Genomic DNA, 19227 nt, shown 5'->3' on the forward strand with positions numbered 1-19227 from the left:
GCTGCCTGCTTACAGCCCGTTGTTCAGGAAGGCGTGCAGCTCTTGCGTCTTGGGCGCGTCGAGCATTTCGCCGGGGCCGGTTTCCCACACGGTGCCCTGGTGCATGTAGATGATCCGGTCGGCCACGCGCTTGGCGAAGGCCATCTCGTGCGTCACCAGCAGCATGGTCATGCCGCCGGCTGCCAGGTCTTCCATCACGCGCAGCACCTCGCCGGTGAGCTGGGGGTCGAGCGCGGAGGTGACCTCGTCGAACAGCATCACCTTGGGCGACATGGCGAGCGAGCGCGCGATGGCCACGCGCTGCTGCTGGCCGCCGGAGAGTTGTTCGGGGTAGGCGTCGGCCTTGGCCTTCAGGCCGACCTGGTCGAGCACGCGCACGGCAACGTCGCGTGCTTCGTCGCGCGACTGCTTCTTCACGTGGCGCAGCGCCAGCATGATGTTCTCCTGCACCGTGAGGTGGGGGAACAGGTTGTAGCTCTGGAACACGATGCCCACTTCGAGCCGCAGCTGCTTCAGGTCGACGCCGGGGCTGTCCACGCGGATGCCGCAGACCTCGATGGTGCCCTTGTCGATCACCTCGAGCCGGTCGATGCAGCGCAGCGCCGTGCTCTTGCCCGAGCCGCTGGCGCCGATGATGGCGATCATCTCGCCCTTGGCGACCTCGAAAGAAACACCCTTGAGGACCTGGTTGGAGCCGAAGCTCTTGTAGACGTGGTCCAGCTTGACTATGGCCCCCCGGCTTGCCACTTCGTGTGCTTCGCCACCCCCCGAGGGGGCGGCAAAGCCGACTTGGGAACGGCCCGGCGACGGCTTATTGATTGGCGACATTGAGTTTCTTCTCCATCGCTTCGCTCCAACGCGACAGCGGATAGCACAGGGCGAAATAGAAAGCACCGACCAGGAAGAAGACCAGGAAGGGCTGGAAGATGGTGTTGTTGATGATCTGGCCGGCCCGCGTGAGCTCGACGAAGCCGATCACCGAGGCCAGCGAGGTCATCTTGATGATCTGCACCAGGAAGCCGACCGTGGGGGGCAGCGACAGGCGCATGGCCTGCGGAATGATCACCAGGCGAAGCGTCTGCCAGCGCGAGAAGGCCAGGCATTCGGAGGCTTCCCACTGCGGCTTGGGCATGGCCTCGATGCAGCCGCGCCAGATGTCGCCCAGGTAGGCGCTGACGTAGATCATCATCGCGATGCCCGCGGCCACCAGCGAGGGCAGCGACAGCCCGTACACCGACAGGCCGAAGTACACGATGAACAGCAGGATCAGCAGCGGAATGCCCTGGATGCACTCGATGTAGACCACCGCGAACCAGCGCAGCCAAGGCCGCGGCGAGATGCGCGCGAGCATCAGCCCGAAGCCGCCGACGGCGCCCAGCGCGAAGGCGATGGCCGAGAGCAGCAGCGTCCAGCCGATGGACTGCACCAGGTACATCAGGTGGGTGAAGGTGAAGTGGCCGATGCTCATGCGGCACCCCCGTGCACGGCCACCGCGGCCGTGGAGGTGTCGGGGCCCGCGGCGGGCTGCGCCTTGCCGGCCTGCGCGGTGGCGCGGCGAATGACGCGGCGGCGGCGAAACAGGTACTCGCCCAGCGCCCAGGTCACCAGCTTGATGAACAGCGAGAGCACCAGGTACAGCGCCGCGACCACGATGTAGGTCTCGAGCGAGCGGAAGGTGTCCGACTGCACCGTGTTGGCGATGGCCGTGAGCTCTTCGGCCGAGATCTGCGAGGCCATGGCCGAGGCCTGCATCATCAGCAGGAACTGGCTCGTGAGGGCGGGGTACACCTTCTCGATGGACGGCTGCAGCATGACGTGCCAGCCGATGCGCCACTTTGACAGCCCCAGGCATTCGGCCGCCTCGATCTGCCCCTTGGGCACCGACTCGAGCCCGGCGCGGATGATTTCGGCGGCGTAGGCCGCGATGTTGATCACCATGGCCAGCACCGCGGCCGCGAAGGTGGGCATGCGCACGCCGAAGCTGGCCAGCCCGAAGTACAGCAGGAAGATCTGCACCAGGAACGGCGTGTTGCGCACGATCTCGATGTAGACGGTGCAGGCGCGCGACAGCGGCTTGATGCGGCTGCGCTTGGCAAAGGCCACCAGCGTGCCGACGCACACGCCGATGACCACGGCCAGCGCGGTCATCTTGAGCGTCAGCCATGCACCGTTGACGAAAACGGGCCAGTACGATGCCAACGGGGCGAAGTCGAGGGAATACTTCATGTGAGTGCCGTGCGGACCGCCAGTGCCTCTTCAGGGGTTGTGGCGCTTTCAGCAGCGGCTTCTAAAGAGGTTTGAGTGATAAGTTATCTGTTGTCGTACAACTAGTTTGGGGATTATCATCGTGACCATGGTTCAGTCGATTGCGGGTAATCCCTTGGTATCAGAGGCGCCGGTGGAAGCCGGGGCGGGCGGTGCCGCCGTGGGTGCCGCGTTCGTGGGGCGTCCGCGCCAGCGCGCACGCGGCCTCGCCCACGGGCTGGTGGAAGACCTGGGCGAGAAGATCCGCAGCCAGTCGCTGCGGCCGGGCGACAAGCTCCCCACCGAGTCGGCCATCATGCAGGCCTACGGCGTGAGCCGCACCGTGGTGCGCGAGGCGCTGTCGAAGCTGCAGGCCGGCGGGCTGGTCGAGACGCTGCACGGCGTGGGCACCTTCGTGCTGCAGCCGCGGTCGAGCGGGGTGTTTCGCCTGGACCCGGGCGAGATCGCCGCGTCGGTCGACGTGCTGGCCGTGCTCGAACTGCGCATCAGCCTGGAAACCGAATCCGCCGGCCTGGCCGCCAGCCGCCGCACCGACGAGCAGCTCGTGGCCATGCGCCAGGCGCTGGACGATTTCGAGAAGAACGTGGTGGTGGCCGGCGACACGGTGGGGCCCGACTTTCGCTTTCACCTGCAGATCGCGCAGTCGACCGGCAACCCGTATTTCGCCGACATCATGCGGCACCTGGGCACCACGCTGATCCCGCGCACGCGCATCAGCGCCATTCGCACGCACGAGGGCGGGGCGCCGTACCTGAGCCGCGTGAACCGCGAGCACGAAGAGATCTACGCGGCCATCGCGCGGCGCGACCCCGAGTCGGCCCGCGCGGCCATGCGCATCCACCTGACCAACAGCCGCGAGCGGCTGCGCATCGCGCAGGAAGCCGCGCAGCAGAAGGCGAAAGCCGATGCTGCTGCAAGTGCTTCGGGGCAGGGCTCGCCGGCACCCTAGCGCCCCAGGGCCTTCAGCGCCCCAGGCTTTCCGGACTTTCCGACACCACGGAGCCAACTTTTCTTGGCGTCCAATCTGGACAAGTTGTTTTTCTAGTTGTACGATGACTGATAACTCGCGAGGCGGGACGAGCGAGGTCGTGGCTTCATCGAACAATCAGGAGACAGCATGCGCATCAACCGACGCGGCGCCTTGGGCGCCGCACTTGCAACCACACTGGCCGCCGGCCTGCCAGCTCGCGCGTTCGCCCAGGCGGCCTCCGGCACGCAAGGGGCAGGCGCCAACTGGCCGGCCAAGCCCATCAAGATCATCGTTCCGTACCCGCCGGGCGGCTCGTCGGACATCATTGCGCGCTCCATCACGCAGCCGCTGTCGGAAGCGCTGGGGCAGTCGGTCATCATCGACAACCGCGCCGGCGCCAACGGCAACCTCGGTGCCGACCTGCTGGCCAAGGCGCCGGCCGACGGCTACACCCTCATGCTGTGCGACCTGGGCGCGCTGGCCATCAGCCCGTCGCTGTACCCCAAGCTGCCGTTCGACCCGTCGAAGGACCTGCGCAGCGTGGCCATGCTGGCCTACTCGCCGCACCTGCTGGTGGTGCACCCCTCGGTGCAGGCGAGCACGCTGAAGGAGCTGGTCGAGCTGTCGAAAAAGAGCGGCAGCGACCTCAACTTCGCCGTCACCGCCAGCGGCAGCACCGCGCACCTGGCCGGCATCGAGCTGCAGCGCAAGATCGGCGCCAAGTGGGAATACGTGCCCTACAAGGGCGGCGTGCAGGCCGTGCTCGACACCGTCTCGGGCCAGACGCAGGTGCTCATGAACGGCATGCTCGCCACCTACCCGCAGGTGCAGGCCGGCAAGCTCAAGCTCATCGCCGTGTCCAAGGCCACGCGCATGCCGCTCATCGGCAACGTGCCCACCATTGCCGAGCAGGGCGCGCCCGGCTTCGAGTCGGGCACCTGGCAAGGCATGGTCGCCGCGCGCGGCGTGCCCGACGCGGTGGTCGCGCGGCTCAACCGCGAGCTGGTGCGCATCATTCGCACGCCCGACATCCGTGCGCGCCTCGCGGGGCAGGGCGCCGAGGTCGTGACCATGACCGCGCCCGAGCAGGACCAGTTCTTCGCCAAGGAGCGCGCGCGCTGGGCGCAAGTCATCAAAGAGGCCAACGTCAGGCTCGACTGACCGGCTGCCTCCGCTTTTTTTCTTTCTTTCAAATCTTCACAGGACTCTTCCCCATGAACCCGCAAGAACTCAAGACCATCATGGGCTCCGGCCTGCTCTCGTTCCCGCTGACCGACTTCGACAGCAACGGCGACTTCAACGCGCAGGGCTACGTCAAGCGCCTCGAATGGCTCCAGCCCTACGGCGCGAGCGCGCTGTTCGCGGCCGGCGGCACGGGCGAGTTCTTCTCGCTGACGGGCGACGAGTACCCCGGCATCATCAAGACCGCGGTGGACACCTGCCGCGGCGTGGTGCCCATCATTGCCGGCGCCGGCGGCCCGACGCGCTTCGCCATCCAGTGCGCACAAGCCGCCGAGAAGGCCGGCGCGCACGGCATCCTGCTGCTGCCGCACTACCTCACCGAAGCCGGGCAGGAAGGCCTGGCCGCGCACGTGGAAGCCGTGTGCAAGAGCGTGAAGTTCGGCGTGATCGTCTACAACCGCGCCTCCAGCCGCCTGAAGCCCGAAACCCTGGCCGGCCTGGCCGAGCGCAACCCCAACCTGGTGGGCTTCAAGGACGGCATCGGCGACATCGAGGCCATGGTCGCCATCTACCAGCGCATGGGCGACCGCTTCGCCTACCTGGGCGGCCTGCCCACGGCCGAGGTCTACGCCGCCGCCTACAAGGCGATGGGCACGCCGGTGTACTCGTCGGCGGTGTTCAACTTCATTCCGAAGACCGCCATGGACTTCTACAAGGCCGTGGCCGCCGACGACCTGAAGACGCAGCACCACCTGCTGAAGACCTTCTTCATGCCCTACCTGGAACTGCGCAACCGCGTGCCGGGCTACGCCGTGAGCATCGTGAAGGCGGGCGCAAAGATCGTCGGCCACGACGCCGGCCCCGTGCGCGCGCCGCTCACCGACCTGAAGCCCGCCGAGGTGGAACAGCTGAAGGCGCTGATCGACGCGCTCGGCCCGCAGTAAGCCGGCACCGCAACGCCGCAGGCATTCAAGAAAAACACGGAGACACACAACACCATGTCCATCAAGAAGATCTTCCTCATGGCCGCCGCGGCCGTCGCCTTCTCGGGCTGCTCGATGATGCCCGCGGGCAGCACCGCGTCGGCCCAGCCCGAAGTGGCCGCCGCCGCCGAGCGCCTGCGCATCGCCATGATCGACCCGACCGCCGCCTCGCTCGGCGCGCTGGTGGCCGACGACCTGAGCTACGGCCATTCGGGCGGCAAGGTCGACACCAAGGCCAGCTTCATCGCCGACCTGATGGACGGCAAGTCCGACTTCGTGACCATTACCATCACCGAGCAGACCATCAAGGTGGTCGACGCCAACACCGCCATCGTGCGCCACTCGCTGGCGGCCGACACCAACGACTCGGGCAAGCCCGGCAAGGTGGCGCTGAAGATCCTCGGCGTGTGGCAGAAGCAGGGCGGCACCTGGAAGCTGCTGGCGCGCCAGGCCGTTCGCGTCTGAATGCGACGACCGAAGCAACACCAGCAAGTGCAAGGAACGCAAGGAGTGCAATGAGCGCAAGCCAGACCCCCACCATCACCGCCCTGCGCGTGGTTCCCGTCGCGGGGCACGACAGCATGCTGATGAACCTGAGCGGCGCGCACGGCCCGTTCTTCACGCGCAACCTGCTCATCCTGACCGACAGCGCCGGGCGCACCGGCGTGGGCGAGGTGCCGGGCGGCGAAAAGATCCGCCAGACGCTGGAAGACGCGCGCAGCCTCATCGTCGGCCAGCCCATCGGGCGGCACCACGCGGTGCTCAACAGCATGCGCCACGCCTTCGCCAACCGCGACAGCGGCGGGCGCGGCCAGCAGACCTTCGACCTGCGCGTGACCATCCATGCGGTCACCGCGGTGGAAGCCGCGCTGCTCGACCTGCTGGGCCAGTTCCTCGAGGTGCCCGTGGCCGCGCTGCTCGGCGAAGGCCAGCAGCGCGACGCGGTGCAGATGCTGGGCTACCTGTTCTACGTGGGCGACCGCAACAAGACCGACCTGCCTTACGAGAGCGACCCCGGCGCCGCCGACGACTGGTTCCGCCTGCGCCACGAAGAGGCCATGACGCCCGAGGCCATCGTGCGCCTGGCCGAGGCCACGCATGCGCGCTACGGCTTCACCGACTTCAAGCTCAAGGGCGGCGTGCTGCGCGGCGAAGAAGAAGTCGAGGCCATCCGCGCGCTGCACGAGCGCTTTCCGCAGGCGCGCGTCACGCTCGACCCCAACGGCGGCTGGCTGCTGCAGGACGCCATTCGGCTGTGCCGCGACCTGCACGGCGTGATGGCCTATGCCGAAGACCCGTGCGGCGCCGAAGGCGTGTTCTCGGGCCGCGAGGTGATGGCCGAATTTCGCCGTGCCACCGGCCTGCCCACGGCCACCAACATGGTCGCCACCGACTGGCGCGAGATGGTGCACAGCCTGTCGCTGCAGTCGGTCGACATTCCGCTGGCCGACCCGCACTTCTGGACCATGCAGGGCTCGGTGCGCGTGGCGCAGCTGTGCCAGGCCTGGGGCCTGACCTGGGGCTCGCACTCGAACAACCACTTCGACGTGTCGCTCGCCATGTTCACGCACGTGGCGGCCGCCGCGCCGGGCAAGGTGACGGCCATCGACACGCACTGGATCTGGCAGGACGGCCAGCGCCTGACCAAGGCACCGCTGCAGATCGAGGGCGGCCATGTGAAGGTGCCCACCCGCGGCGGCCTGGGCGTCGAGCTCGACATGGCCGAGGTCGAGAAGGCGCACCAGCTGTACCTGAAGCACGGCCTGGGCGCGCGCAACGATGCGCAGGCCATGCAATACCTGATTCCGAACTGGACCTTCGACAACAAGAAGCCGTGCATGGTCAGATAAAGCGCGCCTCCACGCTCGCCCACTTCGTGTGGTCTCCTACCCCCTGCCGGGGGCAGTACCGGCGGCCCGGCAAAGCCGGTTGCGCGGTAGTCCCGAAAATGAACAGCCCCTTCGCGAATCGCACTCAAAGGAACACAACATGCAGAACTTCGACAACCTGATCGCTGGCGAATGGCGTGCCGGCGCAAGCTACAGCCCCAACGTCAACCCCAGCAACCTGTCCGACGTGCTCGGCCAGTACACGCAGGGCGACGCCGCCCATGTCGACGCCGCCGTGGCCGCCGCCACCGCGGCCTTTCCGGCCTGGGCCACGGGCAGCATCCAGGCGCGTTCCGACGCGCTCGACAAGATCGGCACCGAGATCCTCGCGCGCAAGGAAGAGCTGGGCACGCTGCTGGCGCGCGAAGAGGGCAAGACCAAGGCCGAAGGCATCGGCGAGGCCACGCGCGCGGGCCAGATCTTCAAGTTCTTCGCGGGTGAATGCCTGCGCCTGTCGGGCGAGGTGCTGCCGTCGGTGCGCCCGAACATCGGCGTGGAGATCACGCGCGAGCCGGTGGGCGTGGTCGGCCTGATCACGCCGTGGAACTTCCCGATCGCCATTCCGGCGTGGAAGATCGCGCCCGCGCTGGCCTTCGGCAACTGCGTGGTGCTGAAGCCGGCCGACCTGGTGCCGGGCAGCGCCTGGGCGCTGAGCGAGATCATCAGCCGATCGGGCATTCCGGCCGGCGTGTTCAACCTGGTGATGGGCCGCGGCAGCGTGATCGGCGAGGCGCTGGTCAAGCACCCCGGCATCCATGCGATCAGCTTCACGGGTTCGGTGGGCGTGGGCCGCAACATCGCGATCCAGTGCGTGACCAACCACAAGAAGGTGCAGCTCGAAATGGGTGGCAAAAATCCGCAGGTGGTCCTGGACGACGCCGACCTGGCACAGGCCGTGGAGCTGAGCATGCAGAGCGCGTTCTACTCCACCGGCCAGCGCTGCACGGCGTCGAGCCGCCTGATCGTGACCGAAGGCATCTACCCGAAGTTCATCGCGGCCATGAAGGAGCGCATGGCCAGGATCAAGGTGGGCGACGCGCTGGCGCAGGGCACCGACGTGGGGCCGGTGTCGTCGAAGTCGCAGCTCAACCAGGACATGGAATACATCGCCATCGGCAAGGGCGAGGGCGCCACGCTGGCGGCCGGCGGTGAGCTGCTGAAGCTGGAGACCGACGGCTACTACATGTCGCCCGCGCTGTTCAGCGAATCGGCCGCGTCGATGCGCATCAACAAGGAAGAAATCTTCGGCCCAGTGGCGAGTGTGATTCGCGTGAAAAACTACGAAGAGGCGTTGGCCACGGCGAACGACACGGAGTTCGGTCTCTCGGCCGGCATCGCGACCACGTCGCTGAAGTACGCCACGCACTTCAAGCGCCACAGCCAGGCCGGCATGGTGATGGTCAACCTGCCGACCGCGGGTGTGGACTACCACGTGCCGTTCGGCGGCCGCAAGGGATCGAGCTACGGTCCGCGCGAGCAGGGCAAGTACGCGCAGGAGTTCTTCACTACGGTGAAGACGGCCTATACGCTGGCCTGATTCGTTGTCTTGTGCTTTTGGAAGCCCCCTTGCCGGGGGCTTTTTTGTTGCTGCTGTTCAGGGCGTGTGAGCAGGGCACGCTGTGGATGAACCGCGATCAACGACCGCCGCCCTGTACAACGCAAGCCAACACAACACGAAGAAGACCTAGGAAAGAGGCGCCCTGCGACTGCGCCGCATCAGAAACTCGATCAGTTCGAACACGCCTTCACTGATCAGCGCCAACGCCGCAGCAGGCAACGCACCCGCCATCAACAGTTCGCGGTCGTTCAGCGCCAGGCCCGTCACGATGCGTTCGCCGAAGCCGCCCGCGCCGATGAAGGCCGCGATGGTCGCGGTGCCGATGGCGATGGCCGTGGCTGTTCGCACACCCGCCAATAACGTGGGCAAGGCCAGGGGCAACAGCACCAGCTGGAGACTTTGCGGAGGGGTCATGCCGAGGGCGGTGCCGGCCATTCGCAGGCCGCTGGGCACTTCGGTCAGGCCCGTGACCGTGTTGCGCATGATCGGCAACAGCGAATACAGCGTGAGCGCAATCAGCGCCGGCAAGGCGCCGATGGCGCCGAGCATCGAGATCAACACCGCCAGCAATGCCAACGACGGCACGGTCTGCATCAGGCTGGCCAGGCCCAGCACCACCGCGCGCAGCCGCACATGCGGGAACACCAGGATCGCGATGGGCACGCCGATGAGGATCGCGATGCCGACCGACAACGCCACCAGCAGCAGATGTTGCCGCGCGAGCTTCCACAGGTCGGGGCCGAACAGCTTGGCGACGAAGCCGCGGCGCGGTTCCTGCGCCTGGGGTTGGGTCTGGGTTTTCGCATCCTTGCCGGTGCTCGCCAGGAATTCGCGCGCGATCACGTCGAAGGGCACGCTCTGCAGTTCGGCGCGCGCGTTCATCGCGATCATCGCGTGCTCGTCGACCTTGCCTTCGAGCGTCTTCAGCGCCGCCCAGGCTTGCGGCAGGCGGGTGGGCAGGTCGAGCTTGTAGAGCACCACGGCGTCGTAGCGCGGAAAGTATTTCTTGTCGTCCTCGAGCACGCGCAGGCCCAGGTGGTCGATCTTGGCGTCGGTGGTGTAGATGTCGATCACGTCGATCTGCCGGGCCGCCACCGCGTCGTAGGCCAGGCCGTGGTCGAGGCCGCTGGGCACCTGCTTGAAACCATAGCGCTCGGCCAGGCCCTTCCAGCCGTCGGCGCGGCCGATGAACTCGTTCGACAGGCCCAGCTTGAGCTCGGGGTGCTTGGCCAGGTCGCTCAGGGTGCGCAGGCCCAGCTTGTCGGCATCGGCGGCGCGCACCGCGAGCGCATAGCCGTCGTTGAAGCCCAGCGGTATCGCCACGCCCAAACCCAGTGGCGCCAGCGAGGCGTTCATGGCCTCGCGCGTGTCGGCGGGCTGGCCCTTCAGGATTTCCTGCGCGATGGTGCCGGTGTATTCGGCATAGAGGTCGATGGCGCCCGAGCGCAGTGCTTCGTACACGATGGCCGTGTTGCCCAGGCCCTGCCGCAGCACGGGAGCCGACGCGGTGTGCGGCGCGGCCGTTTGCGCGAGCAGCTCCGCCAGGATGTACGACTCGGTGAAGCGCTTGGAGCCGACGCGCAAGGTGTCGTCCGCGGCATGCGCGGCCTGCGAGCCAAGCACCGTGCCGAACAGCGCGAGCAGAAGTGACAAGAGCTGCAAGAGCGGCAGGAGCTTCAGGATCGACTGGATCGGCAGGAGCAGCAGGGCAGGTTGCCACGGGCGGCGGAGCATGTGCATCGCGGGCAGTTTATAGACAACGCCCCGTTCGGCGTACCCGCCAATCTCCTACACGCCGTCGTGCGCGCAACCGATGCGCCCTTCTGGCGGCGGGGGGCATCATCGATGTCCATGAAGCCCACACCCTCGACACCGGACCCCTCCCAACCCGATCCCTTGCCCGCCACCGACGTGCATGGGCTGCGTGAACTGCCCGGCGTGCATGTGGAGGGCTACAGCCTTCAGCTGCGCGACAAGGACGGCTTCGTCGGCGACCAGGCGAGCCAGACGGCGTTCAGGGAACTGCTGGAGCGCTGGCGCAAGCGCCGCCGCAAGAACGGGGTCGACCCGCTGGGCGACATGCACTCGCGCGACCTGAGCAAGAAGGAACTCGACCGCGTGCTCGGCGCGAAGAAGGCCTCGGAGGCCGGCGACGTGATGCACGGCGTGATCGAGGAGTTCACCGAAGAACTCGCCTCGGTGATCCAGCGCTTTCTGCGCCAGCCCTCGTGGCACAAGGTGGAGCGCATCGTCATCGGCGGCGGCTTTCCGGAGAGCGACGTGGGCGAGCGAGCGGTGCTGCAAACGGCCGCCATCCTCGAGGAGCTGGGCCTGCACGTGCAGATGGGCCGGCTGTCGCACAACGTGGACGACGGCGGGCTCATCGGCTGGGTGCACCTCACGCCGCCGGCGCTGCTGCGCAAGTACGACGCCATCCTGGCGGTGGACATCGGCGGCACCAACGTGCGATGCGGCATCGTGCAGACGCGCTTTCGCAAGACGCAGGACTTCTCGCGTGCGCGGGTGGTGCGGCGCGAGAAGTGGCGCCACGCCGACGAAAGCCCCAACCGCAGCCTGATGGTGGAGCACATCGCCGACATGCTGATGGACATGGTGCGCTACAGCGAGCGCAAGAAGATCCGGCTCGCGCCCTTCATCGGCATCGGCTGCCCGGGGCTGATTCGCCCCGACGGCTCCATCGCGCGCGGCGCGCATAACCTGCCCGGCGACTGGGAGAGCCATGCCTTCCATCTTCCGACGGCGGTGTGGCGACGCATGCTGACGCTGGGCGCCGACCCGATGCTGGTGCTGATGCACAACGACGCCGTGGTGCAGGGCCTGAGCGAGCTGCCCTTCATGCGCGACGTGAAGCACTGGGGCGTGCTGACCATCGGCACGGGGCTGGGCAATGTGAGCTTCACGAACGTGCCGCTGCCCGAGGAGCTGACGCCGAAGGGCGGGAAGGCTGCGAAGGCCTCCAGGAAGGCAAAGGACGCGAAGGGCGAAAAGACCGAGAAGGACTCGACACCCAAGAAGTCCGCGAAGAAGTCCGCGAAGAAGGCCGCCAAGAAGGCCCCGAAAAAAGCCTGACCCCCTACGGCGTCACGCGCGTGAGCGCCGACACGCTCGCGATGTTGCCCGCCGCGTCCATGGCGCGCGCCTCGATGTTCGCGTAGCCCGCGGCCGAGGGCGTCCAGCGGCAGGAGAAGGGCGCGGCCTGCAGGCTGCACACGGTCTTGCCGTCGACGATGAAGCTCAGCTGCGCCACGCCGGCCGAGGCATTGGCCGCCAGCTGGGCGGGCGCGCGCGCCGCTGCTGCTGGCGGCACCGTCATCGCCACGGCCGGCGGCGCGGTCACGCTCGGCGGGCTCACGACGACATTGGCCGACGCCACCGCGGTGTTGCCCGCGGCGTCCACGCCGATTACGCGAATGGTCTGCACGCCCGCGCTGCTCGGCGTCCAGCTGCAGGTGTAGGGCGGGGCGGTGAAGGTGCAGATGGGAATGCTGTCGCGGCCCAGCACCTTCACGCCCCACACGCCCACGTTGTCGACCACCGCCGGTGCGATGACTGTGGGCTGGCCGACCGTGGCGTTCGACGGCGCCGACAGCGACACGGTCGGCGGCGTCACGTCGATGCCGCCCAGCGCCAGGTCGATGGTGAAGCCCGGCTGGCCCTGCACCGCCTTCTGCTCGAAGGCGTCGAAGATGGTGAACCAGCTCGCGCCCGGCGCGCGGTTTGGCGCATGCGCCTTCACCAGCAGGGTCGACTTGCCCACGGCGAAGCAGCTGAAGCCGCAGTCCCAGTCGAACACGAAGCGGCCCGACGCATCGGCCACGCCCGTCACCAGCATCACCAGCGGCTTGCCCGCGCCCGGGTTGCGCCACACCGACACCTGCGCGCCGGGCAGCGCGGCGCCGCTGTCGCGGTCGCTCACGCGCACCTGGGTGCTGGTGGTGCCGGCCATGAACTTGGAGCTGCCGAGCTTGGGCCAGTCGGTCCAGTCGGTGTCGATGTTGGCCTTGGTGCCGGGCGTGAAGCGAATCATGTCCAGCGTGGCGATGCGGTTGGCCGCCGGGTCGCGGCGCTGCTCGAACACGGTGCCCAGCAGCGGGTCGAGCCGCCAGTGCTGGCGCGTCCACCAGTAGCGGTCGCTGTCGTCGGCCAGCGCCAGGTCGACGATGGGCGCAACGCCGGTGGTGTCCGCCACGGCGATGCCGTTGTAGTACTCGCCCGCGCCGGCGCCGAACACATGCTCCAGCTCGTGCAGCAGCGTCTTCAGCTGGCGGCCCAGGTAGTCTTTCTCGGTCGATTCGGGCACGCCCGGGCTGGGTGCGCGCGACAGGCGCAGCGGGTCGTGAATGGCGACCCAGTTCAGGTTCCAGGCCACGCCCTTCTGCGGAAAGGTCCAGCTGGTGGAAAGGCCGCCGTGGCTGTAGCCGCGGGTGGACTTGTTGATGCACACCACCACTTCGCCGTTGACCAGGCCGTTGTAGGCGCACTGCGGCGCGGCGGCGGGCGGCACCAGCTGCAGGTCGGAGGTGGGGTCGAAGGCAAAGCTGCGCACCGTTTCGCGCGTGAACACGGTATTGACATCGGCCACGTACTGGGCGAGCCGGCGGCCGGCTTCGACGGGGCCGATATCGGCGGCGAGCTCGGGGTCGACGATGAGTTTCAGGCGGTGCACGCTGGGCGGTGCGCGGCCGATGTCGTTCATGGCCGAATGGGCGGCGTGGGCCGGGAACAGGGCAGCGAAGGCAGCTGTCATGGCAATGAGGGCCGTGATTGCCTTCATTCCACACAGCGCGAACAGCGATGCAAGCGCTGCGCTCGCCTGTGCTCGCAGCCTCAACAACGCTCGCATCGGTCAACCCCGGGCCGGGGTCAACTACCGGAACCGGTGGGAATTCTAGGGCTCAGCTTCCGTTTGTTTCACAAACGTTGCATTTGCGCACCGCGATTACAGCTGGAAAGCTACCGTCAGCAGCAGCCCCTCTGCCAGGTCGCGCATGAGCCCGGGGCGCCGCGCGCGGTAGGGCTCGCCGGCGGAAGCGGTGGTTTCGATCCACTCGGCCAGCCAGTCGATTTGGTCCGCGCCGTAGAACACCACCGCCGCCTCGTGGTTCAGCAGCAGGCTGCGCAGGTCGAGGTTGATGGAGCCGCACATCGCCAGTTCGTCGTCGACCACCACCGCCTTGGCGTGCGCCATGAAGGGCAGCATGCGAAAGCTCACGCCCGCGCGCGCCAGGTCGCGCATGGCGCGGGCGCGCACGAAGTCGGCCAGCCGGTGGTTGGACACGGCCGGCATCGCGATGGTCACCTGCACGCCGCGCCGTGCGGCCAGCCGCAGCGCGTCGCGCAGGCCGTCGCCGGGCACGAAGTAGGGCGTGATGGCCAGCAGCCGGTGCTCGGCGCGAAAGCACGCGTCGATCAAGAGCGCATGCGCCGTGTCTTCGGTCTGGTCGGGCCCGCTGGGCAGGAACTGGGCCATGGCGGTGCCGGGGCCTTCGGGCGCGTCGTCGCACACGATGGCGCGGGCCTTGCGGCTGCGCACCGAGGCCCAGTCGTGGTCGAACTGCCGCGCCGCCGCCGCGGCCACGCTGCCGCGCAGGTCGAACGACAGGTCGAGCCAGGCCACGCGGTGCTTTTCGTTGCCGGTGAAGTACTCGCCCGCCAGGTTGCGTCCGCCCGACCAGAGCCAGGCGTCGTCCGCGATGGTGAACTTGCGGTGGTTGCGCAGGTTGCGCGGGCCGATGCGGCGCAGGCTGAAGAAGGGGCGGAACACCGCCACCTCGCCCCCCGCCGCGCGCAGCCGGTCGAAATGGTGGCGCGGCAGCGAGAGCGCGCCGAAGCCGTCGAGCAGCACGCGCACCTTCACGCCTTCGCGCGCGCGCTGGGCCAGGCGCTCGAGCACGGCGTGGCCGAGCGCGTCGTTGCCGATGATGAAGGTGCACACGTCGATGCGCTCGCGTGCCCCGTCGATCACCTGCCACAGCGCCTCGCGCGCGGCCTCGCCGTCGGCGTGCATGCGGATGGCGCTGCGCCCGGGCGGCGCCAGGCCGAAGCTCTCGATCAGGTCGGCCGCCCAGTGCCCCGGCGGCACCGAGCGCGGCGGCCGGGGCGAGCCCGCGGGACGCAGCTTGCGCTGGCCGAACAGCAGGTACATCGGCAGGATGAAGTAGGGCATCAGCACCAGCCCCATGACCCAGGCGATGGCCGTGGTGGGGGCGCGCTGCTCGCGGCGTGCGCGCGTGGTCAGCACGTAGACGAGCAGTGCGAAGGTCACGACCAGGAAATGCTGCGAGGGAGAAGGCAGCCAGTCGAACTTCGAGACGCTTGCAATGGGCATGGGTCGATGATGCCTGAGCACCCCCGGCGCGGCGCCGATTTCCCTCGGCGCCGGTCGTTCTGCTGCCCGTTCAGCGCCGCAGGAAGGCCGGCACGCCGCGCCCCTGCGAGGCAAGGAACCGCATCATCGGGTCGACCACCGCGCGCACCGCGGGCCGCTCGCCCACGCGGGTGCGCCAGGCCAGCAGGCGCGGCGTGGCGTCGGTCATGCCCGCGCCCTTGCGGTCGGCGAACACATATGCCATGTAGAAGGCGATGTCGGCGAAGGAATACGGGCCGGCCAGGTGCTCGCGCGTGGCCAGCAGGCCTTCCATCTCGTCGTAGAAGCGCGCGCAGCCGGCGCAGGCCGCCACCGCGGCGGCGCTCTTCATGTCGTGCTGCAGGCCGAAGAGCTTGATGACGTGGGGGAAGAACACCTCGTCCGACTTCTGCTCCAGCTGCCGCGCGCAGGCCCGCTCGGCAATGCCGCGGGGCCACAGCGCGAGGTGCGCGGGGCCGGGGTAGCGGTCTTCGAGGTACTCGAGGATCTGGGTGGAGTCGAACAGCGCGACTTCGTCAGGGCCGCCGTGGCCGCCGTGGACGCCGCCGATGGTGTCGACCCACACCGGCACCTGCTGCTTGACCGGGTTGACCCGCAGCACCTCGGGGTGCTTGGGCTCGTAGGCGTCGTCGGTGGTGAAGGGCACCATGACGAGATCGAAGGGCACGCCTTTTTCGCGCGCCGCGATCTCGACCTTGGCGCCGAACATGCTGAGGGGACCGGAGTAGAGGGTTGTCGTCATATGGGTTGCGACTTGACCAGAAACCGGCCCCCGGTGCATCAGGTCGAGCCCCAGACCTCCTGCGCCGTCTCGACCACCAGGCGCAGCTTGGCGCGCTGCGCTTCCACCGCGATGTTGTTGCCGTGCACCGTGCTGGAGAAGCCGCACTGCGGCGACAGCGCCAGCTGGTCGAGCGAGGCGTACTTGGCGGCGTCGTCGATGCGGCGCTTGAGCTCGTCCTTGTCTTCCATCTCGCCGAACTTCGTGGTCACCAGGCCGAGCACCACGGTCTTGCCCTTGGGCAGGTAGCGCAGCGGCTTGAAGTCGCCCGAGCGGGCGTCGTCGTATTCCATGAAGTAGGCGTCCAGGTCCATCTCCTTCAGCAGCGCCTCGGCCACGGGCTCGTAGTTGCCGGCCGCGGCGTGCGTGCTCTTGAAGTTGCCGCGGCACAGGTGCATGGCCAGCAGCATGCCCGGCGGCTTTTGCGCGACCACCTTGTTGATGAAGGCGGCGTAGCGGTGCGGCAGCTCGTTCGGGTCGTCGCCGCGCTTGCGGGCCGCTTCGCGCATGTGCTCGTCGCACAGGTAGGCCAGGTTGGTGTCGTCCATCTGCACGTAGGTGCAGCCGGCCGCGGCCAGCGAGCGCAGTTCGTCGCCATAGGCCTTGGCCACGTCGTCGTAGAAGGCCGGGTCGAGCTCGGGGTACGCCGTCTTGCTGATGCCCGCCCGCCCGCCGCGAAAGTGCAGCATGGTCGGCGAGGGAATGGTCACCTTCGGCGTGTTGCCCGCGGCCACCTGGCTCTTCAGGTACTGGAAGTCGGCCAGCTGGATGTCCTTCACGTGGCGCACCGTGTCGGTCACGCGCATGGCGGGCGGGGCCAGCTCCTCGGTGCCGTCGGGCTTGCGGATGGTGACCGGAATGTCGGTCTTCACGCCGCCGAGCTGATCGAGAAAGTCGATGTGGAAGTACGTGCGGCGGAACTCGCCGTCGGTGATGCTCTTCAGCCCGATGTCTTCCTGGAACTTCACGATCTCGGTGATGGCCTTGTCCTCGACCAGGCGAAGCTGCTCGGGCGTGATCTCGCCCTTGGCCTTCTGCTCGCGGGCTTCGAGCAGGTACTTGGGACGCAGGAAACTGCCCACGTGGTCGAAGCGGGCGGGCAATGCGGCGTGCTGTGACATGGATGACTCCGTCGTGATTTTTGGGGGAACGAGCGCAGATCGTATCGCCATCGAAACGCAGCTGACTGTATACAGCAGCGTCGGTGTTTACCCTGAAATAGCGATAAATCGCTGGAAATTTGGCTGTCTCTGTATACATTGCGTATTCATGAAAACGCCCACGACCGCCTTTCCGCTGAACGCCTGGTATGCCGCCGCCTACGACGTCGAGGTGCGTCACGCGCTGCTGCCGCGCACCATCTGCAACCAGAAAGTGGTGCTGTTCCGCCGCACCGACGGCCAGGTGGCCGTGCTGGAAGACGCCTGCTGGCACCGGCTGATGCCGCTGTCGCTGGGCCGCCTCGAAGGCGACGAGCTGGTGTGCGGCTACCACGGGCTGGTCTACAACAGCCAGGGCCGCTGCACCCACATGCCGAGCCAGGAAACGCTCAACCCCTCGGCCTGCGTGCGCAGCTTTCCGGCGGTGGAAAAGCACCGCTTCGTGTGGATCTGGCCCGGCGACCCGGCCAAGGCCGACCCGGCATCGATCCCCGACATGCACTGGAACGACGACCCCGCCTGGGCCGGCGACGGCAAGATGATTCGCGTCAACTGCGACTACCGCCTGGTGGTCGACAACCTGATGGACCTGACGCACGAGACCTTCGTGCACGGCTCGTCCATCGGCAACCGCGAGGTGGCCGAGGCGCCGTTCGTGGCCACGCACGGCGACCGCTCGGCCACCGTGACGCGCTGGATGGAAAACATCGACCCGCCGCCTTTCTGGGGCAGCCAGATTCGCCATGCGCGCGGCTACACGGGCAAGGTCGACCGCTGGCAGATCATTCGCTTCGAAGGCCCGTGCACGGTGAACATCGACGTGGGAGTGGCCGAGGCCGGCAGCGGCGCGGTGCCCAGCGGCGAGAACCCGGGCGACCGCAGCAAGGGCGTGAACGGCTACGTGCTCAACACCATCACCCCCGAGACCGACAAGACCTGCCTGTACTTCTGGGCCTTCTCGCGCAACTACTGCCTGGGCGAGCAGCGCCTCACGCACGAGCTGCGCGAAGGCGTCTCGGGCATCTTCCGCGAGGACGAGCTGGTGCTCGAGGCCCAGCAGAAGGCCATGGACGACCACCCCGACCACAAGTTCTACAACCTGAACATCGACGCCGGCTCCATGTGGGCGCGCCGGCTCATCGACCGCATGGTCGAGAAGGAAAAGCCCGCGCGCGCGGCCATTCCCATTCGCGCCGTCGAGAAGCAGGCCGCATGAAGGTCGCCGCTGTGTCCGGTGCCACCAACCCAGTCAACGCCGCCAACCCCGCCGAGCCCGCCGACAGCGGCAGCTCCCAGGGCGTGAAGGCGCAGCTGCGGCTGCGCGAAATGATTTTGGCGGGGGAGCTGCCCGGCGGCGCGCGCATTGCCGAGGTGGCCATTTCCGAGCAGCTCGGCGTGTCGCGCACCCCGGTGCGCACCGCGCTGATGCGGCTGGAGCAGGAAGGCCTGCTCGAAGCCTTGCCCAACGGCGGCTACGCGGTGCGCACGTTTTCCGAGCGCGACGTGGCCGACGCCATCGAGCTGCGCGGCACGCTCGAAGGCCTGGTCGCGCGGCTGGCGGCCGAGCGCGGCGCCGCGCCGGTGGTGCTGCGCGAAGCGCGCGCCTGCCTCGCGCGCATCGACGAACTGCTGCGCGAACCGGCGCTGGACGACGCGGCCTTCTCGCGCTACGTGACGCACAACGAGCGCTTTCATGCGCTGCTGTGCGAAATGGCGGGCAGCCCCGTCATCGCGCAGCAGCTGGAGCGCGTGGTCAACCTGCCGTTCGCGTCGCCCTCGGGCTTTGTCATCGTGCAGGCCAATTCGCCAGCCGCGCGCGACATGCTCGTCATCGCTCAGGACCAGCATCTGCAGGTGCTCGACGCCATCGAGTCCGGCGAGGGCTCGCGCGCCGAGGCACTGATGCGCGAGCACAGCCGCATCGCGCGGCGCAACCTGCGCGAGGCGCTGCACGGCACGCCCACCGCCGAGCAGCGCCCCTTGCCCGGCGTGCAGCTGATTCGCCGCCGCGGCTGAAGCGGCCGTCCTTTCTCTTTTTGCCCCTGGTGTTC

At 68.0% G+C, this 19227-nt stretch carries 17 protein-coding genes; 9 read left to right on the top strand and 8 right to left on the bottom strand.

Going from position 1 to position 19227, the window contains the following annotated elements; translation table 11 throughout:
* Positions 1–9: 9 nt before the first annotated feature.
* From AB6807_RS01500 to AB6807_RS01510, 3 genes are read right to left on the bottom strand one after another with little or no spacing between them, the layout of a single operon-like run.
* Positions 10–828, bottom strand: a complete 819-nt coding sequence (locus AB6807_RS01500) for an amino acid ABC transporter ATP-binding protein (RefSeq protein WP_116908001.1) — start codon at positions 826–828, stop codon at positions 10–12.
* Positions 812–1468 (bottom strand): amino acid ABC transporter permease, encoded by a 657-nt coding sequence (locus AB6807_RS01505; protein ID WP_371083246.1) that lies wholly within the window; start codon positions 1466–1468, stop codon positions 812–814. Before AB6807_RS01505 ends, AB6807_RS01500 begins: the two co-directional genes overlap by 17 nt.
* Positions 1465–2226 (bottom strand): amino acid ABC transporter permease, encoded by a 762-nt coding sequence (locus AB6807_RS01510; RefSeq protein ID WP_371083247.1) that lies wholly within the window; start codon positions 2224–2226, stop codon positions 1465–1467. Before AB6807_RS01510 ends, AB6807_RS01505 begins: the two co-directional genes overlap by 4 nt.
* Positions 2227–2353: 127 nt before the next feature.
* On the opposite strand from AB6807_RS01510, the gene AB6807_RS01515 reads away from it, so the two are divergent.
* From AB6807_RS01515 to AB6807_RS01540, 6 genes are all read left to right on the top strand, one after another.
* On the top strand, positions 2354–3214 hold the full coding sequence (locus AB6807_RS01515) for a FadR/GntR family transcriptional regulator (protein WP_371083248.1): 861 nt from the start codon (positions 2354–2356) through the stop codon (positions 3212–3214).
* A 168-nt stretch (positions 3215–3382) separates the two neighbouring features.
* Positions 3383–4396, top strand: a complete 1014-nt coding sequence (locus AB6807_RS01520; RefSeq protein WP_116907997.1) for a tripartite tricarboxylate transporter substrate binding protein — start codon at positions 3383–3385, stop codon at positions 4394–4396.
* 53 nt (positions 4397–4449) lie between these two features.
* Entirely contained in the window at positions 4450–5361 is a 912-nt protein-coding gene (gene kdgD / locus AB6807_RS01525; RefSeq protein WP_371083249.1) for a 5-dehydro-4-deoxyglucarate dehydratase, read from the top strand.
* Between the two features lie 54 nt (positions 5362–5415).
* Positions 5416–5865, top strand: a complete 450-nt coding sequence (locus AB6807_RS01530; RefSeq protein ID WP_371083250.1) for a nuclear transport factor 2 family protein — start codon at positions 5416–5418, stop codon at positions 5863–5865.
* Between the two features lie 50 nt (positions 5866–5915).
* Positions 5916–7250 carry a glucarate dehydratase gene (gudD, locus tag AB6807_RS01535; protein WP_371083251.1) on the top strand — a complete coding sequence of 445 codons (1335 nt, stop codon included), beginning with the start codon at positions 5916–5918 and terminating at the stop codon, positions 7248–7250.
* A gap of 139 nt (positions 7251–7389) precedes the next feature.
* Positions 7390–8826: an aldehyde dehydrogenase family protein gene (locus AB6807_RS01540; RefSeq protein WP_371083252.1), complete on the top strand. Its 1437-nt coding sequence runs from the start codon at positions 7390–7392 to the stop codon at positions 8824–8826.
* A gap of 147 nt (positions 8827–8973) precedes the next feature.
* Here AB6807_RS01540 and AB6807_RS01545 read toward each other — a convergent pair whose 3' ends face one another.
* Positions 8974–10587 carry a glycine betaine ABC transporter substrate-binding protein gene (locus AB6807_RS01545; RefSeq protein ID WP_371083253.1) on the bottom strand — a complete coding sequence of 538 codons (1614 nt, stop codon included), beginning with the start codon at positions 10585–10587 and terminating at the stop codon, positions 8974–8976.
* Between the two features lie 111 nt (positions 10588–10698).
* On the opposite strand from AB6807_RS01545, the gene AB6807_RS01550 reads away from it, so the two are divergent.
* Positions 10699–11937 carry an ROK family protein gene (locus tag AB6807_RS01550; RefSeq protein WP_371083254.1) on the top strand — a complete coding sequence of 413 codons (1239 nt, stop codon included), beginning with the start codon at positions 10699–10701 and terminating at the stop codon, positions 11935–11937.
* A gap of 4 nt (positions 11938–11941) precedes the next feature.
* Here AB6807_RS01550 and AB6807_RS01555 read toward each other — a convergent pair whose 3' ends face one another.
* The 4 genes from AB6807_RS01555 to AB6807_RS01570 form a co-directional block, all read right to left on the bottom strand.
* Positions 11942–13615, bottom strand: a complete 1674-nt coding sequence (locus AB6807_RS01555; protein WP_371083255.1) for an Ig-like domain-containing protein — start codon at positions 13613–13615, stop codon at positions 11942–11944.
* 192 nt (positions 13616–13807) lie between these two features.
* Positions 13808–15196 (bottom strand): phospholipase D-like domain-containing protein, encoded by a 1389-nt coding sequence (locus tag AB6807_RS01560; RefSeq protein WP_116907991.1) that lies wholly within the window; start codon positions 15194–15196, stop codon positions 13808–13810.
* Positions 15197–15266: 70 nt separating this feature from the next.
* Positions 15267–15977: a glutathione S-transferase family protein gene (locus AB6807_RS01565; protein ID WP_371083256.1), complete on the bottom strand. Its 711-nt coding sequence runs from the start codon at positions 15975–15977 to the stop codon at positions 15267–15269.
* Positions 15978–16015: 38 nt separating this feature from the next.
* Positions 16016–17137: a 5-methyltetrahydropteroyltriglutamate--homocysteine S-methyltransferase gene (locus AB6807_RS01570; protein ID WP_371083257.1), complete on the bottom strand. Its 1122-nt coding sequence runs from the start codon at positions 17135–17137 to the stop codon at positions 16016–16018.
* 148 nt (positions 17138–17285) lie between these two features.
* Here AB6807_RS01570 and AB6807_RS01575 point away from each other — a divergent pair, with 148 nt between their 5' ends.
* Entirely contained in the window at positions 17286–18392 is a 1107-nt protein-coding gene (locus tag AB6807_RS01575) for a Rieske 2Fe-2S domain-containing protein (protein ID WP_371083258.1), read from the top strand.
* Entirely contained in the window at positions 18389–19192 is an 804-nt protein-coding gene (locus AB6807_RS01580; protein WP_371083259.1) for a GntR family transcriptional regulator, read from the top strand. Before AB6807_RS01575 ends, AB6807_RS01580 begins: the two co-directional genes overlap by 4 nt.
* Positions 19193–19227 lie beyond the last annotated feature (35 nt).

The organism is Variovorax sp. RCC_210 (genome assembly GCF_041355175.1).
GTDB lineage: Bacteria > Pseudomonadota > Gammaproteobacteria > Burkholderiales > Burkholderiaceae_C > Variovorax.

Excerpts from the sequence above, each read along its gene's own strand:
- AB6807_RS01500 (WP_116908001.1), bottom strand. The coding sequence starts at position 828 with ATGTCGCCAATCAATAAGCCGTCGCCGGGCCGTTCCCAAGTCGGCTTT.
- AB6807_RS01505 (WP_371083246.1), bottom strand. The coding sequence starts at position 1,468 with ATGAGCATCGGCCACTTCACCTTCACCCACCTGATGTACCTGGTGCAG.
- AB6807_RS01510 (WP_371083247.1), bottom strand. The coding sequence starts at position 2,226 with ATGAAGTATTCCCTCGACTTCGCCCCGTTGGCATCGTACTGGCCCGTT.
- AB6807_RS01515 (WP_371083248.1), top strand. The coding sequence starts at position 2,354 with ATGGTTCAGTCGATTGCGGGTAATCCCTTGGTATCAGAGGCGCCGGTG.
- AB6807_RS01520 (WP_116907997.1), top strand. The coding sequence starts at position 3,383 with ATGCGCATCAACCGACGCGGCGCCTTGGGCGCCGCACTTGCAACCACA.
- kdgD (WP_371083249.1), top strand. The coding sequence starts at position 4,450 with ATGAACCCGCAAGAACTCAAGACCATCATGGGCTCCGGCCTGCTCTCG.
- AB6807_RS01530 (WP_371083250.1), top strand. The coding sequence starts at position 5,416 with ATGTCCATCAAGAAGATCTTCCTCATGGCCGCCGCGGCCGTCGCCTTC.
- gudD (WP_371083251.1), top strand. The coding sequence starts at position 5,916 with ATGAGCGCAAGCCAGACCCCCACCATCACCGCCCTGCGCGTGGTTCCC.
- AB6807_RS01540 (WP_371083252.1), top strand. The coding sequence starts at position 7,390 with ATGCAGAACTTCGACAACCTGATCGCTGGCGAATGGCGTGCCGGCGCA.
- AB6807_RS01545 (WP_371083253.1), bottom strand. The coding sequence starts at position 10,587 with ATGCACATGCTCCGCCGCCCGTGGCAACCTGCCCTGCTGCTCCTGCCG.
- AB6807_RS01550 (WP_371083254.1), top strand. The coding sequence starts at position 10,699 with ATGAAGCCCACACCCTCGACACCGGACCCCTCCCAACCCGATCCCTTG.
- AB6807_RS01555 (WP_371083255.1), bottom strand. The coding sequence starts at position 13,615 with ATGACAGCTGCCTTCGCTGCCCTGTTCCCGGCCCACGCCGCCCATTCG.
- AB6807_RS01560 (WP_116907991.1), bottom strand. The coding sequence starts at position 15,196 with ATGCCCATTGCAAGCGTCTCGAAGTTCGACTGGCTGCCTTCTCCCTCG.
- AB6807_RS01565 (WP_371083256.1), bottom strand. The coding sequence starts at position 15,977 with ATGACGACAACCCTCTACTCCGGTCCCCTCAGCATGTTCGGCGCCAAG.
- AB6807_RS01570 (WP_371083257.1), bottom strand. The coding sequence starts at position 17,137 with ATGTCACAGCACGCCGCATTGCCCGCCCGCTTCGACCACGTGGGCAGT.
- AB6807_RS01575 (WP_371083258.1), top strand. The coding sequence starts at position 17,286 with ATGAAAACGCCCACGACCGCCTTTCCGCTGAACGCCTGGTATGCCGCC.
- AB6807_RS01580 (WP_371083259.1), top strand. The coding sequence starts at position 18,389 with ATGAAGGTCGCCGCTGTGTCCGGTGCCACCAACCCAGTCAACGCCGCC.